Source organism: Aminobacter sp. MSH1, from assembly GCF_003071665.1.
Classification (GTDB): domain Bacteria; phylum Pseudomonadota; class Alphaproteobacteria; order Rhizobiales; family Rhizobiaceae; genus Aminobacter; species Aminobacter niigataensis.
Map to the genome: position 1 here is coordinate 520,464 of NZ_CP026265.1, position 17,973 is coordinate 538,436.

19 protein-coding genes are annotated in these 17,973 nt (G+C 64.8%); 9 read left to right on the plus strand and 10 right to left on the minus strand.

Features of this window, described 5'->3' with window-relative positions; translation table 11 throughout:
• Nucleotides 1-2 precede the first annotated feature (2 nt).
• The 4 genes from CO731_RS02570 to CO731_RS02585 all read right to left on the minus strand — a co-directional run bounded on the left by CO731_RS02570 (nucleotide 3) and on the right by CO731_RS02585 (nucleotide 2,813).
• Complete coding sequence (locus tag CO731_RS02570) at nucleotides 3-491, minus strand: three component ABC system middle component (protein WP_108605822.1); 489 nt, start codon at nucleotides 489-491, stop codon at nucleotides 3-5.
• Nucleotides 488-1,633, minus strand: coding sequence for an ABC-three component system protein (locus tag CO731_RS02575; RefSeq protein ID WP_159091535.1), 1,146 nt, complete (start codon nucleotides 1,631-1,633; stop codon nucleotides 488-490). Before CO731_RS02575 ends, CO731_RS02570 begins: the two co-directional genes overlap by 4 nt.
• Before the next feature lie 362 nt (nucleotides 1,634-1,995).
• On the minus strand, nucleotides 1,996-2,484 hold the full coding sequence (locus tag CO731_RS02580) for an SRPBCC family protein (protein WP_199914545.1): 489 nt from the start codon (nucleotides 2,482-2,484) through the stop codon (nucleotides 1,996-1,998).
• Nucleotides 2,481-2,813, minus strand: a complete 333-nt coding sequence (locus tag CO731_RS02585) for a metalloregulator ArsR/SmtB family transcription factor (protein ID WP_108605824.1) — start codon at nucleotides 2,811-2,813, stop codon at nucleotides 2,481-2,483. The genes CO731_RS02580 and CO731_RS02585 overlap by 4 nt, the downstream gene beginning before the upstream one ends.
• A 214-nt stretch (nucleotides 2,814-3,027) precedes the next feature.
• Here CO731_RS02585 and CO731_RS28555 point away from each other — a divergent pair, with 214 nt between their 5' ends.
• The 4 genes from CO731_RS28555 to CO731_RS02600 all read left to right on the plus strand — a co-directional run bounded on the left by CO731_RS28555 (nucleotide 3,028) and on the right by CO731_RS02600 (nucleotide 6,254).
• Complete coding sequence (locus tag CO731_RS28555) at nucleotides 3,028-3,183, plus strand: hypothetical protein (protein WP_159091536.1); 156 nt, start codon at nucleotides 3,028-3,030, stop codon at nucleotides 3,181-3,183.
• A gap of 79 nt (nucleotides 3,184-3,262) precedes the next feature.
• Nucleotides 3,263-4,249 carry a methyltransferase gene (locus CO731_RS02590; RefSeq protein WP_108605825.1) on the plus strand — a complete coding sequence of 329 codons (987 nt, stop codon included), beginning with the start codon at nucleotides 3,263-3,265 and terminating at the stop codon, nucleotides 4,247-4,249.
• 80 nt (nucleotides 4,250-4,329) lie between these two features.
• Entirely contained in the window at nucleotides 4,330-4,995 is a 666-nt protein-coding gene (locus tag CO731_RS02595; protein WP_108605826.1) for a helix-turn-helix transcriptional regulator, read from the plus strand.
• 134 nt (nucleotides 4,996-5,129) lie between these two features.
• Nucleotides 5,130-6,254: an epoxide hydrolase family protein gene (locus CO731_RS02600; RefSeq protein WP_108609590.1), complete on the plus strand. Its 1,125-nt coding sequence runs from the start codon at nucleotides 5,130-5,132 to the stop codon at nucleotides 6,252-6,254.
• Nucleotides 6,255-6,281: 27 nt separating this feature from the next.
• On the opposite strand, the gene CO731_RS02605 is transcribed toward CO731_RS02600, so the two are convergent.
• The gene (locus CO731_RS02605) at nucleotides 6,282-7,298 is read right to left on the minus strand and encodes an AraC family transcriptional regulator (RefSeq protein WP_343207459.1); all 1,017 of its coding nucleotides are present in this window, start codon (nucleotides 7,296-7,298) and stop codon (nucleotides 6,282-6,284) included.
• Between the two features lie 152 nt (nucleotides 7,299-7,450).
• Between CO731_RS02605 and CO731_RS02610 the strand changes: the two genes are divergently transcribed.
• Complete coding sequence (locus tag CO731_RS02610; RefSeq protein ID WP_108605828.1) at nucleotides 7,451-8,509, plus strand: dienelactone hydrolase; 1,059 nt, start codon at nucleotides 7,451-7,453, stop codon at nucleotides 8,507-8,509.
• Nucleotides 8,510-8,556: 47 nt separating this feature from the next.
• Here CO731_RS02610 and CO731_RS02615 read toward each other — a convergent pair whose 3' ends face one another.
• Nucleotides 8,557-9,183: a TetR/AcrR family transcriptional regulator gene (locus tag CO731_RS02615; protein ID WP_108605829.1), complete on the minus strand. Its 627-nt coding sequence runs from the start codon at nucleotides 9,181-9,183 to the stop codon at nucleotides 8,557-8,559.
• A 132-nt stretch (nucleotides 9,184-9,315) separates the two neighbouring features.
• Here CO731_RS02615 and CO731_RS02620 point away from each other — a divergent pair, with 132 nt between their 5' ends.
• Together CO731_RS02620 and CO731_RS02625 are read left to right on the plus strand one after the other, a co-directional pair.
• Nucleotides 9,316-9,855 carry a hypothetical protein gene (locus tag CO731_RS02620; RefSeq protein ID WP_245439581.1) on the plus strand — a complete coding sequence of 180 codons (540 nt, stop codon included), beginning with the start codon at nucleotides 9,316-9,318 and terminating at the stop codon, nucleotides 9,853-9,855.
• The gene (locus CO731_RS02625) at nucleotides 9,839-10,138 is read left to right on the plus strand and encodes a hypothetical protein (RefSeq protein WP_108605831.1); all 300 of its coding nucleotides are present in this window, start codon (nucleotides 9,839-9,841) and stop codon (nucleotides 10,136-10,138) included. Before CO731_RS02620 ends, CO731_RS02625 begins: the two co-directional genes overlap by 17 nt.
• 42 nt (nucleotides 10,139-10,180) lie before the next feature.
• Here CO731_RS02625 and CO731_RS02630 read toward each other — a convergent pair whose 3' ends face one another.
• Nucleotides 10,181-10,780, minus strand: coding sequence for a YdeI/OmpD-associated family protein (locus tag CO731_RS02630; RefSeq protein WP_108605832.1), 600 nt, complete (start codon nucleotides 10,778-10,780; stop codon nucleotides 10,181-10,183).
• Nucleotides 10,781-11,111: 331 nt separating this feature from the next.
• Here CO731_RS02630 and CO731_RS02635 point away from each other — a divergent pair, with 331 nt between their 5' ends.
• Both CO731_RS02635 and CO731_RS02640 read left to right on the plus strand, forming a co-directional pair.
• Nucleotides 11,112-13,580, plus strand: coding sequence for an EAL domain-containing protein (locus CO731_RS02635; RefSeq protein ID WP_245439583.1), 2,469 nt, complete (start codon nucleotides 11,112-11,114; stop codon nucleotides 13,578-13,580).
• 71 nt (nucleotides 13,581-13,651) lie between these two features.
• Nucleotides 13,652-13,957 carry a hypothetical protein gene (locus tag CO731_RS02640; RefSeq protein ID WP_108605834.1) on the plus strand — a complete coding sequence of 102 codons (306 nt, stop codon included), beginning with the start codon at nucleotides 13,652-13,654 and terminating at the stop codon, nucleotides 13,955-13,957.
• A 6-nt stretch (nucleotides 13,958-13,963) separates the two neighbouring features.
• Here the strand turns inward: CO731_RS02640 and CO731_RS02645 are convergent, their stop codons facing one another.
• The 3 genes from CO731_RS02645 to CO731_RS02655 all read right to left on the minus strand — a co-directional run bounded on the left by CO731_RS02645 (nucleotide 13,964) and on the right by CO731_RS02655 (nucleotide 17,801).
• Nucleotides 13,964-14,803 carry an aldo/keto reductase gene (locus CO731_RS02645; protein WP_108605835.1) on the minus strand — a complete coding sequence of 280 codons (840 nt, stop codon included), beginning with the start codon at nucleotides 14,801-14,803 and terminating at the stop codon, nucleotides 13,964-13,966.
• An 81-nt stretch (nucleotides 14,804-14,884) separates the two neighbouring features.
• Entirely contained in the window at nucleotides 14,885-15,277 is a 393-nt protein-coding gene (locus tag CO731_RS02650; RefSeq protein WP_108605836.1) for a DUF305 domain-containing protein, read from the minus strand.
• 28 nt (nucleotides 15,278-15,305) lie between these two features.
• Nucleotides 15,306-17,801 carry a heavy metal translocating P-type ATPase gene (locus tag CO731_RS02655; RefSeq protein WP_108605837.1) on the minus strand — a complete coding sequence of 832 codons (2,496 nt, stop codon included), beginning with the start codon at nucleotides 17,799-17,801 and terminating at the stop codon, nucleotides 15,306-15,308.
• Between the last annotated feature and the right edge of the window lie 172 nt (nucleotides 17,802-17,973).

A 17,973-nucleotide genomic window follows, 5' to 3' on the forward strand; every position in this document is an offset into this window, starting at 1 on the left:
TGTCAGGGCTCCACCCACAAAAGCGAAAAGGCTTGATCTGGAGACAATCTGCCAAACCAGCGCCCGAGCTTGTCGGCACCGGAAATGTGACGCCGCAAGCGTTCAGGCTCCTTCGGTGGCTTCGCTTCGTTGCTCCGAAGCCTCGCTGTTTCATACGTCAGGTGCAGCATTCCAGTAGAGATGCCTGTGCCGATGGAGGTCAGCGTAAGCTCACGCATTTTCAACGCCCGAGTTTGCACCGAAATCAGTAGTTCCCGCTCCTCACCCATTTTTTTGGCAAGCTGTGAAAGACCTGAACCCAACAGTGTAGAACGAATGAGTTCCAGGGTCGGCGCATGGTAAAGGAGAGGAAGGATTACGAAGAACGAGTGAAGCTGTGCCACTTCAGCGATTCGTTCTTCCTGATAGGATTTCCCAAACCTCCAAAGGAGTAGCGCGCCGAGCGCCGGATTTTGGACCAGAGCGACAGTCGATGGGGCACTTCTTGTCATGGGGATCTCGATGGAAACAGTGACAAGTAATTTGGGTGCCATCCGAGACGGCGGTCATCTGCAAGGCAATTGTACTCGCCTGAGACGAAGTAAGCGGGAAGCGTTCTGCCCTCAAGCGGCAACTGCAACTCGGTGCACCTGCGATACAGTTGCCGACCACGCAGCGCCGCCTCCAGTTCGGCGTGGGTGTCCGACAACTCATCTGCTGTCAGTCTGTGGTGACGAACAAGCGACTCGTCGAGTTCGTCCAAACTCGTTTCCAAGATGCTGCCAGCGTCTGCCCACGTGACTTTGTCCGCGGTCGCTCGGAGAAAATCGCTTACTGCGATAGCCATCAATCTCGATGAGGGGTCGATCGCCGACAGCTGCTGTACGAACGTTGGCTGCCGCGCCAGAATATCGCTTATCTGATGATCGGCAGGCGCGCTGGTCGTCGGCGCCAGCAAATTGGAGAAATCATACTTTCTAATGAATGCACGGAGCTTCTTCCGAAACCCACCAGTTTCGATCAAAGGCACCTTACCTTTGCGAATCAAACCCTCGACCTCAGCTTTCGCCATGCCGATCGCCGCTTCGCAGAACCGATCGAGATTCTCCTCCGGTAGCAGAGCGGCTAGCTTCCCTCGAATAGTCTCAAGCGGATCATTCTCCGACAGTAACTCAAATCGCTCGATGACCTTCAAGCAGACTGGATCGCCCGCCGCCAGGAACTTGGCGATCAGTGGCTCAGCACCTATGCCGGGCGCTCCTTTGAAACTCTTTGTCTTGAACCGTTTCAGGAGCGTCGCAGCTTTGCCTACATCCTTCGCTTCGTTCAGTTCGCGAACCAAGTCACCGCTCTTGAACGGCGTTACATAGTAGCGAAATAAGTCCACGGAATCGAAAAGCGACCTAGGCAACTCGGCCCAGTTAGACAATGCCTTCCAAAGGTCAGCCGATTTATTGGAAGCTGGATTGCCAGAGAGCGCGCTCTTTGATTGTTCTAGGATCACTGTACCGGATTTGTGGTGGATCGCGACATCATCGAGGTGTTCAAGAGAAATCTTGGAACCGCTCGCTTCATTCATCAGATGAAAACAGAGTCGGGTGGGCTGGAGACCATATCCCAGGTATTGACCGGGCACCGAAGTCTTCAGTTTCAAATTTTCGTCCGGCGACATTGCACCCCAAACTGAATCGTTGCTCCACGCGAGCGAATGCTACCCTAAACACATAGCTTAACAAGGCGTGTGCGGTATTGCGTGAAGTCGAAAGCTCAGAGTTCACAAGTAAAGTCTGCTCAGTTCCCCGCAAATCTGGCGAGACTGACGGCCGTAATGCACGAGGTCACGAAACTGGAGGGCTTGTCGTCGCCGCACGCGGAACAGGTGACGCACACCAGGTGCGCCACCGATGGCACCATGAGGATGCAGTCGGATGGCTGCCGGGACGAGGTCATTTTCACGAACGCCGATACGACCACCGTCCTGCGCACCTGACCACCGCTGCCGCCCCCCCCAAAGGCTCAGCCGTCCAGCCAGGCGGCGAGGCCGTCCAGCGTCTGCAGCCCGTATTCCACCGCGCCGAAGCCGATGACCACCTGACGCCGCTTGGCGCTGGGGTGGAGCTGGCGCATGGTCAGCACCGTCTTGCCGTCGCTCTGCTCGTCGAACGTCACCGTGACGCGGAAGCGGTCGGGGTCGTTGGGCTCGGGCGTACCATAGTCGATCACGATGCGCTCGTTGGGCACGATCTCCAGAAAGCGCATGAGGTTGGGGAAACGCTGCTGCTTGCCCTCGAACACGCCCACCATGTCGAAGCGCCAGACACCGCCCTCGCGGATGTCGGCCTCGTGGTTTTCGATGCTCAGGCCGGCGGGGCCGTACCATTGCGCCAACGCCTTGGGGTCCATCCAGGCGGCAAAGACCTTGTCGCGCGGGTGGTTGAGCAGCTTGACCAGCACGATCTCGCGATCGAGCGACCAGGTCTCAAACAGGTTTGCCATGTGCTTCATCCTCTTTCCGTCTTGTCCAGGTAGACTTCCAGTCGATCCAGCCGCTCGGCCCAGCGCCGGCGCTCCGCTTCCATCCAGTCCGCCGCCTCGTCGAAGCGCGCCGGCACCAGCTTGCACCAGCGGCTGCGCCCGCGCTTTTCGCTGACGATCAGTCCGCACGCCTCCAGCACCTTGAGATGCTGGGCGAAGGAGGGCAGCGCCATGTCGAAAGGCTCGGCCAGGGCGCTGACCGGCACCTCGCCCTCGGCCAGCCGCGACACCACCGCGCGGCGGGTCGGGTCGCTGAGGGCGTGAAAGGCGAGGTCGAGAGGGGTAGAATGGTAAGGCATATGCCTTAGTAATGCAGGCCGGCGGAGCCTGTCAAGAACATTAAGGCACTTGCCTTAGTATACATCGGGTGACCGCCTACGGGCCGGCAGCTCCAGGCCAGTTCGGCAATGCGCCTGATTTCGGTCATTGACGTCATCGCTGCCGCGGCCTCAATGCTGATATCGCGCGCGCTGGCAATCCTGTTTGCCGGCGAACGAACCAAATGGAGGACGGATGCCCAAGGTCAAAGGTGAGAGCGCCCTCGACAAGGAGCGCGCCAAGACAGAGAAGCTCCTCAAAAAGGTGGGATACACGGCCTTGAAGGAGGCCGGGGTGAAATCCAGGCGACCCGACCTGCCAGACCTGAAGATCGAAAAGCGAGAGAAGTAGCGCGGCCGTACTTGCCCGCCCGGTTGATTCCGATCTTGCGAACTGCTTCAAAGGCCCGGATCGCGCAAGGGGATGCGACATGGTGGATTCTGAGCGGATCGACAAGCTGATCGCAGCGGTGCCCCCCGCTTTGGCGCTTCGCGCCGGGCTGGAGCTTGGCGTCTTCACCCGGCTCGGTGGCGGCGCGGCGACGGCACACAGCCTCGGGGCCGCGCTCGACGTCGCGCCCGACCGCCTGTCGCGGCTGCTCTACGCGCTCGCCAGCATCGGTCTGCTCGACGTCGAGGGTGGCCAGTTTCGCAACGGAGCCGAAGCGTCGGCCTTCCTCGACGCGTCCAAGCCGACCTATCGCGGCGGCGATCATGCGCTGCTGCGCGAGCTCTGGGGTGCCGACCTTTTGACCGCGGAGTCGCTGCGACAGAACCGGCCGGCCGCGCTGCACGACTTTTCCGAAGCGGGGACCGAATCCGCGGCGGCCTTCAGCCGCATGCTCGCACCGGGCGGGGTGATTTTCGGCCGGCAGCTGGCGCAAGAGATCGACCTTGAGGCGGTCGGTTCGGTGATCGACATCGGTGGGGGGCCGGGCACCATTCTCGTCGGCCTGCGCGAGGGACGGCCGCAGATTGCGGCGACGCTGATGGAACTGCCGACGGTCGCAGCCGTCGCGCCGGCCATCCTGTCGGAATACGGTGCCGACGACGTCGTTGTCGAAGAAGGCGACATCACTGTCGCGCCATCGATCGGCCGGCACGATCTGGCGATCCTGAAGGCCGTCGTCCAGGTCCTGCCGCCGGAGCAGGCGCGCCGTTCGATCCTGAACGCGGCGCGCTGCCTCGCACCCGGAGGCGAGATCGCAATTGCGGGGTGGGGGGTCGTCGATGACGACCGCCTTGGCCCGCCCGAGGGTGTCTTTCTGAATCTCACCTTCCTGAACCTCTACCGGCACGGCGAGGCGTACACTGAAGGCCAGTATCGCGCGTGGATGACCGAGGCTGGATTGCTTGACATCTCGCGATCACGCCTGAGCGACGGCACCACGTTGTTTCGCGGGCGCCTTGCGGGCTGATCGCGGCCTCCTACCTGAGTGCCATTGCATCCCCCTCCAACTCCGGCGACACTGCGCTTGCGGGTGGACTGGCGGCAAAGATGCATGAGGTCGTGACACTGGAGGGGTGGTCGTCGCCGCATGTCGAGGCGGTGACGCAGAACAGGTTTGCCACCGGCGGCAGCATGCGGATGCAGCCTGATGGTTGCTGGGACGTGGTCGTTTTCAGGAATGCCGACACGACCACCGTGCTGCGCACCGGGCTGACCACCGCAGCCGTGACCCATGACTATGCCGCCGGCGACGAGATCCTGGCGATTGCCTTCAAGCCGAGCAGCTTCATGCCGCTGATGCCGGGCGAACTGATGCGCGACCAGGGGGTGGTGCTGCCTTTGATCGGCAAGGACCGCTTCCGGCTCGGGGCCGACGTGCTGGAGATCCCGACGCTCGATACCGTCGACGGCTTCGTGCGCAAGCTGGTGCGCAACTGCATCATCGAGGACAACCGGGTCGTCGCGTCGATCGTCTCGGGGCATCCCATGGCAATGTCGGAGCGGACCCTGCAGCGGCACTTTTTGAAGACGACCGGCGTCACCTACAAGACCTTCACCCAGATCGAGCGCGCCCAGAAGGCGCTGGCGCTTTTGCAGCAGGGGCGGCCGGCGGCCGACGTCGCCTTTGCGCTCGGCTATGCCGACCAGCCGCACATGATCCGCTCGGTCAAGGCGATCATGGGCGTCACTCCCGGGCAGGCCGCGCGGGGCTGAAACTGTCGGAAATCTTCAATCCCCGAGGCCCTGCCGCCGGGTAGAAAGCATGCACTTTCAACCCCGTGCACGTCCCTGAAATTGGAACGATGTTCGAACGGGACCGCGCACGAAACCAAGATGGACACGCGGCAATGCCTGACATCACCCCCTTCAAGATCGCCATCCCTGAGTCCGAGCTGACTGAACTCAAGGCGCGGCTCGCCAACACGCGGCTCGCCAACGAGATCCCGGGCGCGGGCTGGAGCTACGGCATGGCGTCCGGCTTCGTCACCCGCGCGATCGAGCGGCTCAGGAACGGCTTCGACTGGCGCGCCGAGGAGGCAACGATCAACAGCCATCCGCAGTTCGTCACCGAGATCGACGGCCAGACGATCCATTTCCTGCACGTGAAGTCCCCGGCCGCCAATGCCGTGCCGCTGCTCCTGCTGCATGGCTGGCCGAGCTCGTTCGTCGAGTTCCTCGGCGCGATCGGGCCGCTGACCGCGGGCGGCTTCGATCTCGTCATCCCGTCGCTGCCCGGCTTCGGCTTCTCCGGCCCGACGCGCGAAGCGGGCTGGAACGACGGCCGCATCGCCAATGCCATGCTCGAGCTGATGTCCCGTCTCGGCTACCGGCGCTTCGGCGTGCAGGGCGGCGATGCGGGTGCGATCATTGCGCCTGCCATCGGACGCACGGCGCCGGATCGTGTCATCGGCGTCCATGTCAATGCGGCGACGATGGGCTTCATTCCACTCGGCCCGATCGAGCCGAACGAAATCGCCTCGTTCAGCGATGCCGAGAAGAGCCGCTTGCAGCGCCTGCAGCAGTTCATGGCCGAGCGCTTCGGCTTCAACGCGCTGCAGTCGAGCCGGCCGCAAACGCTCGCCTATGGCATCACGGACTCGCCGGCCGGCCTCATCTCATGGCTGGGTGACATGTTTGCCGGCTTCGGCGACAGCCCTGACGCGGTCGAGCAGGACACCTTCCTGACCAATGTGCTGGTCTACTGGTTCACCGGCACCGCGGCCTCGTCGATCCGGCTTTACTATGAAAACGCGCATGATCCCGAAGCGTGGTCGCCGAAGCCGAATTCGGGCGTGCCGACCGGCGTTGCCGTGTTCGCGCGCGACGAGGTCGCCATCCGCCGCTACGGCGAGGAAGGCAACACCATCGTGCGCTGGACCGAGCTTGCCAGCGGCGGCCATTTCGCGGCGATGGAAGTGCCGGAGGTCTGGGCGGGCGAGGTCGCGGCGTTCTTTGCCGGGCTGCGGGGCTGAGAAAGATGCGCTGGAGATCGTCCGGCCTCAGGCTGCAGCCTGGGGCCGGTTCCGTTCGCGCCAGGAGGCCGGGCTGAGCGTGGTGACGCGCCGGAACTCGCGGTTGAAGTTGGACTTGGTCTGGAAGCCGGCGTCGAGCATGGCCGCAGTGACGGACATGTCGGTGTCGCGGAGCAGGCGGCAGGCCTCCGAGATCCTGATGTCGTTGATGTATTGCGAGACGTTCTTGCCGGCGAGACGGTTGACGGCGCCCGAGATCTGCCGCGCCGGCGCGCCCGCGCGCCGGGCCAGCCGCGACAGAGTGAGATTGTCGTCGCGATAGAGCTTCTGGCCGACGAGCAGGCGCTGGACCTGGTCGAGGATTTCGCGGTCCTGCTCGGAGGGCGACGGCTCGGGCGGGCTGGGCTGGGTCGGCGCCGAGGGATGGGCGCGCGAGGCGACGAAGGCGGTCAGGCCGATGAAGAACAGGCCGAGAATGTTGGCGTTGCTGGCGATGATCTCGGCGTTCGCCCCCATCGACCATTCGAAGGCGAGCAGCACGCCGAGGTCGAACAGGGCCGACAGGCAGAGCGCTGCGGCGGCGATGACCAGCGCGCGGTGGGCGGCGACCGCGCTGTCGAGGCGTGCCTCGACCAGGGCGTCGGGACCGCTGCGTCCCAGGTTCAGCACGGCGAGCGCATAGCCGACGAAGATCACGATCAGCGCGACGTCGATGAGGGCTGGCACGAACAGCACCAGGGCGGTCATGACCAGCGGCGGCGAGGCGTGGAGCCAGCGCATAGGGCCGCTCCGGACATCGTCGCGCTGGAGCAAGGTGCGGAAACTGAAGAGCACCAACGGCGGCAGGCTGGCTGCCAGGATCGGCAGGACATAACGCGCCGCCTCGACATGGTAGCCCCAGCGCAGGCCGACGACGACCGACTGCAGGGCGCAGAGGGCGACGAGGACGAGGAATGCCGTGTTGCCGCCGGTGGTTTCCCGGGCGCGCAGCGCCGCGACGAGCAGGATGACCAGCAAAAGCGCGGCGACGAAGGACAGGGGCACGAAGATCAAGGCGAATCCCACCAGAGGAGAAGACGACCGATCATGGCCTGCATCGCGATCGAGCACGACCTGAATCGCGATCGAGGACGATCAGGATGCCCGATTTCGCCATTGCTGGCTCGTCTTCTTTCGCAACAAGAGCGAGGTTCGTCATGCTCCAACTACTCACCACCATTCCCGCCCTCATCGGCTTCGTTTCCGCCTGCCTTGCCTCCGAGGCCGGCGTGCGCGAGGTGACCGTGGTCCAGCCCGGCCGCGACCTTGCCGTTACCGTCTGGTATCCGGCCGGCGCCGGCGGCACGCCGACGACCCTGGGCGACAACAGGGTTTTCATGGGCGCGCCGGCCGCGCTCAACGCGCCGCCGGTGCCGGGGCGCCATCCGCTGGTGCTGCTGTCGCACGGCTCGGGCAGCCGCGTGCAGGCCATGGGCTGGCTCGCCACCGAGCTGGCCAAGGCGGGCTTCGTCGTTGCCGGTCCCAACCATCCGGGCACGACCAGCGGTTTCTCGACGCCGGCCGACACCCCGAAGCTGTGGCAGCGCACGGGCGACCTTTCGGCCGTCATCGACGCGATGACCAGGGACCCGGCCTGGAACAGCGTCATCGACGCCGACAGGATCGGCGTGGTCGGCTTTTCGCTCCGCGGCGCCGCGGCGATGGAGCTTGCCGGCGCGCGCGCCGATCTCGAGGCCTATGCCAGCTATTGCGACGGCTACAAGAAATGGGACTGCGCCTGGTTTGCCGGCGGCGTCGGCTACGTCGACGAAGCGCGGGTGACGGTCGACAGGCTCGACCTGCGCAGCATCGACCGGACGCGCTTCGAGCAATCGAACCTCGACCACCGCATCAAGACGGCTGTGCTGGCCGATCCCGGGCTGGCGCAGGCCTATGACGCGCAGAGCCTGACGGAGATCGCGGTCCCGATGCACTTCATCAATCTCGGCAATGCAGAGACCATTCCCCTGGCTGTCATCTCCGACCGGCTGGCGAAGCTGACGCCGAGGGGCAGCTATGCGACGGTGGCCGGCGCCACGCATTTCAGCTTCCTGCCGGAATGCAAGGAAGGTGCCGCCGATCTGCTGAAGTCGGTGGGCGAGATCGATCCGATCTGTTCCGACGAGGCCACAAGGCCACGCGGCGAACTGCATGCCGAGATGATCGCGCTGGTGAAGGACAGGTTGGTGCGCGACCTGATGGCTCCCGGGCAATGAGCCCTGCCCGGTTCCGGCCATAGGCCAGTGCCATGCGGCGTCCGCACCTAGCGCGGCCCGTACGCCGCGAGGAAGATGCGGACGGCTTCCTTTGCATGACTGCGGCAGCCCTCGGGCGACAGGATGGCGCCGTCGCCCAACAGCATGGCATCGTTGACCGGACCGCCCATGATGAGCCAGTTGAAGAAGCCGGCCGCGGCCGGGGGGTCGTCGGCCTGCATCTGGCCGAGCCGGCGATAGCCCTCGAATGCACGCGACAGGCGGTCGATCGAGCGCTGGGGCCCAAGCGCGTGCAGCGCCTTGCCGAGTTCGGGAAAGCGCCCGGCTTCGCCGATGACCAGGCGCCGCAGTTGCATCAGCTTGGGCGTCATGACGATGGTCAGCTGAAGCTCGGCGTATTCGAGCAGGTATTCGGCGATGGGGCGGTCGTCCTGCGGCTCGGCGACCTGCTTTTGGTGCTCGTCGCCGGCAAGGCCGGTCATGCCCCTGACGACGTCGAGGAACAGCGCTTCCTTGCTCTGGAAATGGGCATAGACCGTCTGCTTGGAGACGTCGGCCGTCGCCGCGATCTCGTCCATACTGGTGCCGAGGAAGCCGTTCTTCAGGAACAGCACGGCTGCCGCCGAGACGATGGCGTCGCGCGTTCGTTGCTGGCGACTTTTCGCACCGCTCATGGATAGCCCTTCCCTGATGTTGGCAGTCCCGACAGCAGGATAGGCCGATCCGATTGACAAATCAAACTAGACGGTACAGTCTAATTTGAGATCGAAGGACGAGGTGATGACATGGCTTGTGTCGGGAAGGACATGCGACGAGTCGCCTGCAGGTGCGGCCAGGTTGGGTTCGAAGCGAGCGGCGCGCCGATCGTCGGCGCGGCCTGCTACTGCTCGAGCTGCCAGAAGGCAGGCGGGATCTTCGAGGCTCTGCCGGGGGGCGAGCCGGTGCTGGAGAGCGACGGCGGCACGAATTTCGCGCTCTATCGCAAGGACCGGATGCGCTGCGTGCACGGTGCGGAACTGCTGCGCGAACATCGGCTGAGCCAGAAGGCACCGACCCGGCGCGTAGTGGCCAAATGCTGCAACTCGCCAATGTTTCTCGAGTTCAAGGGCGGGCACTGGCTGTCGGTCTATAGGAGGCGGTTTCGCCCCGAAGATCAGCCGCCGGTCGAGATGCGCACGATGACCGCCGACCGCAGGCCGGGCGTGGAGTTCTCGGATGGCTTGCCGAGCTACGCCAAGCATTCCGGCCGCTTCATGTGGCGGCTGTTGTCGGCCTGGGCAGCGATGGGCTTTCGCGCCCCCAAACTCACATATGTTCAGGGCGAGCTCGATGTCCAAGGCAGCTGAGAAGATCGAAATCAGGAACGTGATCTCGCCCGGGCACGTCGTGCGCGTCGACAAGGCCAAATACACGGCGATGCGCGATGCGCTACTTTCCGTGCTGCCGGCCGAGGCGCCGGGCCTGACGGTGGCCGAGGCCAAGGCGGGCGTGCTGCCGCTGCTACCGGAGGCACTGTTCCCCGGTGGCGACAAGGCCGGCTGGTGGCTGAAGGCGGCGCAGCTCGACCTCGAGGCGCGGGGCGTGGTCAGCCGCGAGGCGACCAAGCCGCTGCGGCTGTATCGGGCATAAACCCAGAGCTGCCGACAGCCAAGGCCCACGTGCCGGACAGCCCTACTTCATCCTCTGCGGATAGATCGTCTCGCCGCGCTTGAGCATCTCGACGAAGGCCTCGATCTTCCGCTTGCGGCCGGCCTCGGTCTTCATGTTGTGGGTGCGGAAGGCGAGCGCGAAGCGGTTCTGCTCGCTGAGCTTGCCGAGCATTGCCCTTGCCAGCGGCTCGGCGTCGATGGCGGCCTGGAGATCGTCGGGGATCTTCATGTCCTTGCCGGACTTGTAGGCACGCTGCCAGCGCCCGTCGGCCTTTGCCGCGTCGACCGGCCTGAGGCCATGTTCGGTCATCCTGCCCTCTGAAATCAGGCGGGCGACATTGTCGACGTTGATCTGGCTCCAGGTGCCCTTCCTGCCGCGCGGCGAGTAGCGCTGCAGGAAGCTCGTGTCGTCGAGGCCCTTGCGCACGCCGTCGATCCAGCCCCAGCACAGCACGACGTCTATGGCCTCCTTGGGAGTGATGGAGGGCAAACCGGAACTCACCTTGTGGACCCTGATCCAGACTTCGTCCTGCTTGTCGTGGTGCCCGGCGAGCCAGCTGTAGAAGCTCGCGGCATCCTTGAACTCGCGGATCTTGTCCGGGTCGACGATGACGGGCGCCATCAGAGTGGCTGTGCCCTAGTCAGCGCCGCGACCGGGCAAGCTTGCAACGGGCAAAGGAAAGTCCGGTCCTGCATATTCCCCTCGAACACATGACGTTGCACAGCCTATCCCGACGGCCGGCCAGCGGTACAGGCACTATCCTGCGACCTGCAACGGAACCAAGGCGCGCCCATACTGGAAACATTTGCCGTTACGTCAATGTACTCGAATGTACCTGGAACCTTGCCGTGAAGGGAATTCTTAAAGCCCGCCGATATACGTTTTGCAAAATATTCGCGCTGGGGACGCGACAACAACTACAGGCGAGAGCGAGTTCGTTTCGTTGGGGCATGTGACGAGGCTACGCGACATCAAATCCAGATTCCGGCTGTTTGCGCTGCTGTGGCCGTTCATAGCCGTGGTACTGGTGCAAGCCATCATCGCCGGTGCCAGCCTCTATACGCTCTCGGCAGTGCGCGCCTATGTGGCCGGCGAAAGTGCCTGGTCGAAGGGCCAGAGGGACGCCATCTACAGCCTCGCCATGTATGCCAACACCGGCGATGCGCGGTTCCACGACCGGTTCCAGCAGGCGATTGCCGTGCCGCTGGCCGACCGCGAAGCCAGGCTGGCCATGGCGCAGCCGGTGCCGGACTATGACGCGGCCTTCGACAGCTTCCTGCGCGCCGGCAACCATCCCGAAGACATTCCCGGCATGATCTGGCTGTTTCGCAATTTCAGGGACGTCAGCTACCTGTCCAACGCCGTGCAGCGCTGGATCGACGCCGATCCCAAGATCCTCGAGGTCGCAGCACTTGGCGAAGCGATGCATCAGGACATCTCGAACAACCGCGCGTCGCCGGAAATGCGTGCCGAGTGGAGCCGCAAGATCCAGAGCCTCAACGGGGAAACGGCACCGCTGGCGGATGCGTTTTCGCAATCGCTCGGGCGTGGATCCCGCGCCATCACCACCCTTTTGCTCAGCGTCAACGTCATCACCGCCGCCCTCCTGATCCTGCTCGCCATGCGGCGGACGGGAAACCTGCTGCAACAGCGCCAGGCCTTCGAAGACGCCCTGAACGCGGAGCGCGAACGGGCGCAGATCACGCTGGCCTCGATCGGCCAGGCAGTGGTGGCCACCGATGCGGAAGGCAGGCTCGACTACATGAACGAGGCCGCGGAAAGGCTGCTCGACTGGCGCGGCACGGATGCCAGGGGCAAACCGCTCGACCAGCTGTTTCGCCTGATGAACGAAGAGGCGGACAAGGAAGACCGCAGCTTCATGGCGCGGGTGCTCTCCGGCGAAGCGATCGACGGCAGCGGCGTGCCGCAGCAATTGGTGCGGCCCGACCTGTCGAGCGTCGCGATTTCGCTGGTCGGCGCCCCGCTCTATGTCGAGCAGCGGGTGGTGGGCGCGGTCCTGGTCTTCCACGACCGGACCAAGGAGCAGGAATTCCTGGCGCAACTGTCCTGGCAGGCCAGGCACGACACGCTGACCTCGCTTGCCAATCGCTTCGAATTCGAAACGCGGCTGAGCGCCTCGCTCGAAGGCCTGGCAAAGCGCCCGTCGACACATGCGCTGATGTATCTCGACCTCGACCAGTTCAAGATCGTCAACGACACTTGCGGGCATGCCGCCGGCGACGAATTGCTGCGCAAGGTATCGACCGCGCTGCGGCAGAATCTGCGCTCCGGCGACCTATTGGCGCGGCTCGGCGGCGACGAGTTCGGCGTGCTGATGGAGAACTGTCCTGCCGAACTGGCAGCCGGCACGGGTGAGCGGCTGCGCAAGGCGGTGGAAGAGCTGCATTTCGTCTGGGCCGGGCGCGCTTTCAGCACCAGCGTCAGCATCGGCGTCGTCGGCCTGTCTGATGCCAGCATGACGCTGGAGGAGACGCTGCGCAGCGTCGACATCGCCTGCTACATGGCCAAGGACAAGGGCCGCAACCGCATCCAGCTGCAGCAGATCGGCGACCTCGAACTGGAGCATCGCCTGGGCGAAATGGCCTGGGTGCAGCGACTACGCGAGGCGCTGGAACAGAACCGCTTCCGCATCTACGCGCAGGAGATCGTGCCGCTGCAGGCGGACGAGACGACGGGCGCGCATATCGAGCTCCTGATCCGCCTGGCCGACGCCGACAACAACATGATCCCGCCGGGGGCCTTCATCCCGGCGGCCGAACGCTACGGGCTGATGCCGCTGATCGACCGCTGGATGGTTCGCTCCGCCTTCGAGCGGCTGGCCGTGCACAAGCGGACGCAGCCCGACAACCCGATCGCCATCTGCGCCATCAACCTGTCCGGCGCCAGCTTCGGCGACGACAGCTTCGTCAGCTACGTGCTGGAGCAGTTCGTGCGCAGCGGCGTGGCGCCGTCGACGATCTGCTTCGAGATCACCGAGACGAGCGCCATCGCCGACCTCGACAGCGCCGCGCGCTTCATCAAGTCACTGCAGGCGCATGGCTGCCGCTTCTCGCTCGACGATTTCGGCTCGGGCATGTCGTCGTTCAGCTACCTGAAGGCGCTGCCGGTCGACTATCTCAAGATCGACGGCGGCTTCGTGAAGGACATGCTCGTCGACCGCATCGACCGCGCCATGGTGGAGATGATCCAGCACATCGGCGAGGTGACGGGCAAACGCACGATCGCCGAGTTCGTCGAGAACGACGACATCGCCATCGCGCTGCGCGACATCGGCGTCGACTATGCGCAGGGCTATGGCATCGCCCGGCCACAGCCATTCGATGACGGATTTGCGACAGGCAAGCGGCGACGCCTCGGCGCCGCAAGCGGCGCAACCCCGGGCCTGCCGCTGGCGAGCTGACCCCGACTTGCGCGATGAATTGCGCGGCGCGACAGTAGCGGGCAGCACAGCGCCACTAAGGGGACATGCAGATGAACAAGCCACTCGCCACTGCCGTATTTCTTGCTGCCGCTTCGGCCATGGCCACAGTAGCCAGCGCCAACATACCGCTCGTCAACGCCACCTGCCCCGGCAACATCGAGGTGCATGCCGACGAAGGCGGGCCGATCTACATCAACGGCACGGAAGCCAAGCTGAAGAAGTTCAACGACAATTACTTCGAGGCCACCGGCCACGGGGTGACGATCTCTCTGAGCATCAATCCCGACGGGTCGCCAAGCGTTTCCTACACCGGCAAGGGCGGCGCCAACGGCATATGCACGGTCAAGGCGGGCTGATCGGGATCAGATCATCTCCAGCGGTCGCTTGCGCGCGGGCGGCGGAAACAGCGTGTCCAGCTCGGCAAGATCCTGCGGGGTGAGACGAATGTCACGCGCGGCGGCGTTCTGCCTGACATGTTCGAGCCGGGTGGCCTTGGGGATGGCGATGACGCCGGGCCGGGCCATGACCCAGGCGAGCGCCAGCTGCGCTGCGGTTGCGTCGTGGCGGGCGGCGATGGCCTGAAGCCCCGCATCGTCGGCCAGAGCGCCCTGCTCGACCGGTGAATAGGCCATGATCGGCACACCATGGTCGCGGCACCAGGGTGCCAGGTCGAATTCGATGCCGCGCCGGCCGAGATTGTAGAGCACCTGGTTGGCCTGGGCGTTCTTGCCTGCCGGCAGGCGCTCCATCTCCTCCATGTCGTCGGCGTCGAAATTCGAGACGCCCCAGTGGCGGATCTTGCCCGAGCGGCGCAACTCCTCGAACACGGCAATGGTTTCCGCCAAGGGCACGCCACCACGCCAGTGCAGCAGATAGAGGTCGATGCGATCTGTCCGCATACGCTTGAGGCTCGCCTCGCAGGCCCTGACGACGCCGTTGCGGGAAGCATTGGACGGCAGCACCTTGGAGACGAGGAAGACCTCGTCGCGACGGCCGGCGATGGCTTCGCCGACCACCTTTTCGGCGCCGCCGTTGCCATACATCTCGGCGGTGTCGATCAAGGTGACGCCGAGATCGAGCCCGAGCCGCAGCGCTGCCACCTCGTCGGCGGCACGGCCGCGATCCTCGCCCATCATCCAGGTGCCCTGGCCGAGCACCGGCACGGCTTCGCCGGAAGGCAACGTCGCGGTTGTGGATGGCATGGCGGTCTCCTCAGCGGTTTCCGCCAGCTTACAGCGCCATTTGCCGTTGGCTACCGCAATGACGCTGCAGCAGTTTTCCCCTTACTTGGCCGGATTGGCGGCGAGCCAGGCTTCCATCTGCTTGATTTCGGCCTCCTGGGCGGCGACGACCTCTTCGGCGAGCTTGCGCATTTCGGGGTTCTTGCCGTGCTCGAGCACGACCTTGGCCATGTCGATGGCAGCCTGGTGATGCGGGATCATGCCGCGAGCGAAGTCAACGTCGGCGTCGCCGGAATATTCGAGCGCCGACATGGCCTGGTGCATCTTGTCCATCGCCGCCTTGTAGGCCTGCGACGAGGCGCTGTCGGTGGCGGGAGCGGTCATGCCCATGGCGTGACCGCCGTGATCGGTCTGCGCCGAGGCGGTTTCGAGCACGACGGCAACGAGCATGCCCGCGGCCATCAGGGCCAGCACGATCTTTTTCATCAGGTTCATCCGGAAGGTCCTTTTTCGTGGCCGGGGTTCAAAGCTTGATGGCCCTGAGCCGCAGCGCATTGGCAATGACCGACACCGACGACAGGCTCATCGCGGCGGCGGCAATCATCGGCGACAGGAGCGTGCCGAGGACCGGATATAGGATGCCCGCCGCCACCGGAACACCCAGGACGTTGTAGATGAAGGCGAAGAACAGGTTCTCCTTGATGTTGCGGATGGTGCCCTGGGCGAGCTTGCGGGCGCGGACGATGCCGCCGAGATCGCCCTTGACCAGGGTGATGCCGGCACTTTCCATGGCGACGTCGGCGCCGGTGCCCATGGCGATGCCGACATCCGCGGCGGCAAGGGCGGGCGCGTCGTTGACGCCGTCGCCAGCCATGGCGACGCCCTGCCCCTTGGCGCGCAACTCGTCGACCAGCGCCTTCTTGCTCTCGGGCAGCATGTCGGCACGGACCTCGTCGATGCCCAGCTTCTGGGCGACCGCCTTGGCGGTGCGCTCGTTGTCGCCGGTCGCCATGATAATGCGCAGGCCTAGATCATGCAGGGTGCGGATCGCTTCGGCGGCCGAGGCCTTGATCGGATCGGCGACGGCGACGATGCCCGCCGCCTTGCCGTCGACGGCGACGAACATCGCCGTCTTGCCCTCGCCGCGCAGGGCGTCGGCGCGCGCCGCAAGTTCCGCCGTGTCGAGACCGAGATCGGCCATCATCGCGGCATTGCCGAGCGCGACCTTGCGGCCGGAGACGGTCCCGGTGACACCCTTGCCGGTGACGGAGTCGAAGTCCTGGGCGTCGGGCACGGTGACGCCGCGCTTGACCGCACCCTCGACGATGGCTTCGGCGAGCGGGTGCTCGGAGCCCTTTTCAAGGCCGGCGGCAAGCGACAGCAACTCGTCGTCGGCAATGCCCTCGGCAGCAACCACGTCGGTCAACTGCGGCCGGCCTTCGGTCAGCGTGCCGGTCTTATCGACGATGAGCGTGCTCACCTTGGAGAAGCGTTCCAGCGCCTCGGCGTCCTTGATGAGCACGCCGGCCTGGGCGCCGCGGCCGGTGGCCGTCATGACCGACATCGGCGTGGCAAGGCCAAGCGCACATGGACAGGCGATGATGAGCACCGAGACGGCCGAGACGAAGGCGAAGACCATGCTGGGCTCGGGCCCGAAGATTGCCCAGACGACGAAGGCAACGATGGCGATCAGCACCACCGTGGGCACGAAATAGAACGAGACGCGGTCGGCGAGGCCCTGAATGGGCGCGCGGCTGCGCTGGGCCTTGGCGACCATGTCGACGATTTGCGACAGCACCGTCTCGCTGCCGACCTTGTCGGCGCGCATGATCAGGGAGCCGTTCTTGTTGAGCGTGCCGCCAGTCACCCTTTCTCCCTCGACCTTTTCGACCGGGACCGGCTCGCCCGTGATCATCGATTCGTCGACCGACGAACGGCCTTCAAGCACGATGCCGTCCACCGGAACGGCATCGCCCGGCCGGATGCGCAGGCGGTCGCCGCTGACCACCTCGTCAAGCGGCACTTCGCTTTCCGAGCCGTCCTCGGCGATGCGGCGAGCGGTCTTGGGCGCAAGGTCGAGCAAAGCACGGATGGCCGAGCCGGTGCGCTCGCGGGCCCTGAGCTCCAGCACCTGGCCGAGGAAGACGAGTGCGACGATGACTGCGGCCGCTTCGAAATAGACCGGCACCGCCCCGCCATGGCCGCGGAACTGATGCGGGAACAGGTCGGGGAACAGCGTGGCGACGACCGAATAGAGATAGGCCGCGCCGACACCGAGCGTGATCAGCGTCCACATGTTGGGGCTACGGTTGCGGAACGAATCCAAGCCACGATGGAAGAAGGGCAGTGCGGCCCAGAGCACGACGGGCGTTGCCAATATGAGCTCGAGCCAGGCCGCGAGCGGCTCGCCGATCCAGTCGCGCACCGGCAGGCCGACCATCGGCCCCATGGCGATGACCAGGAGCGGGATGGAAAGCACCGCACTGACCCAGAAGCGGCGGGTGAAATCGACCAGTTCAGGGTTGGGGCCGTCGTCGGCGCTCGGCATCATCGGCTCGAGCGCCATACCGCAGATCGGGCATGAGCCGGGCTTGTCCCTGATGATCTCGGGGTGCATCGGGCAGGTGTATTGCGTGTCCTTGGGCATCGGCTCCGCCGCGGGCTTGCCGGAGAGGTACTTTGCCGGCTCGGCGGTGAACTTGCCTTCGCAGGTGGACGAGCAGAAATAGTAGCCTGTTCCCTCGTGCTTGACGAAGTTCCTGGCGGTGTCGCGGGCGACGTCCATGCCGCAGACGGGGTCGTTGGCACTGACATATTTGTCCGGCGCCGCCTGGAACTTGTTGCGGCAGGAATCGCTGCAGAAGTGGTAGCGGTGGCCGCCATGCTCGAGCGTCGGCTTGCCGGCGGCCGGATCGACGGTCATACCGCAGACCGGATCGCGCACCACGGTTTCGCCTTCGGCCGGGGCCTTGCTCTTGGCCGCATGATCGTGGCCGCGATGGTCGTGCTTGTCGTTCATCTGTACTGGTTCCGCATTCCTCGTGGCAGCGATCCTAAAGGTTCCAGCACGGGGAAGGTCAACACCCCGCCGGGGATAGTCTTCGAAGTACTTCCCGCCTAACGGCAGCACCGGTGCACCCTCGCCCTCGTGGGGCGGGCACAGGACCGGCCACGCCTCAGGCAGGGATGTG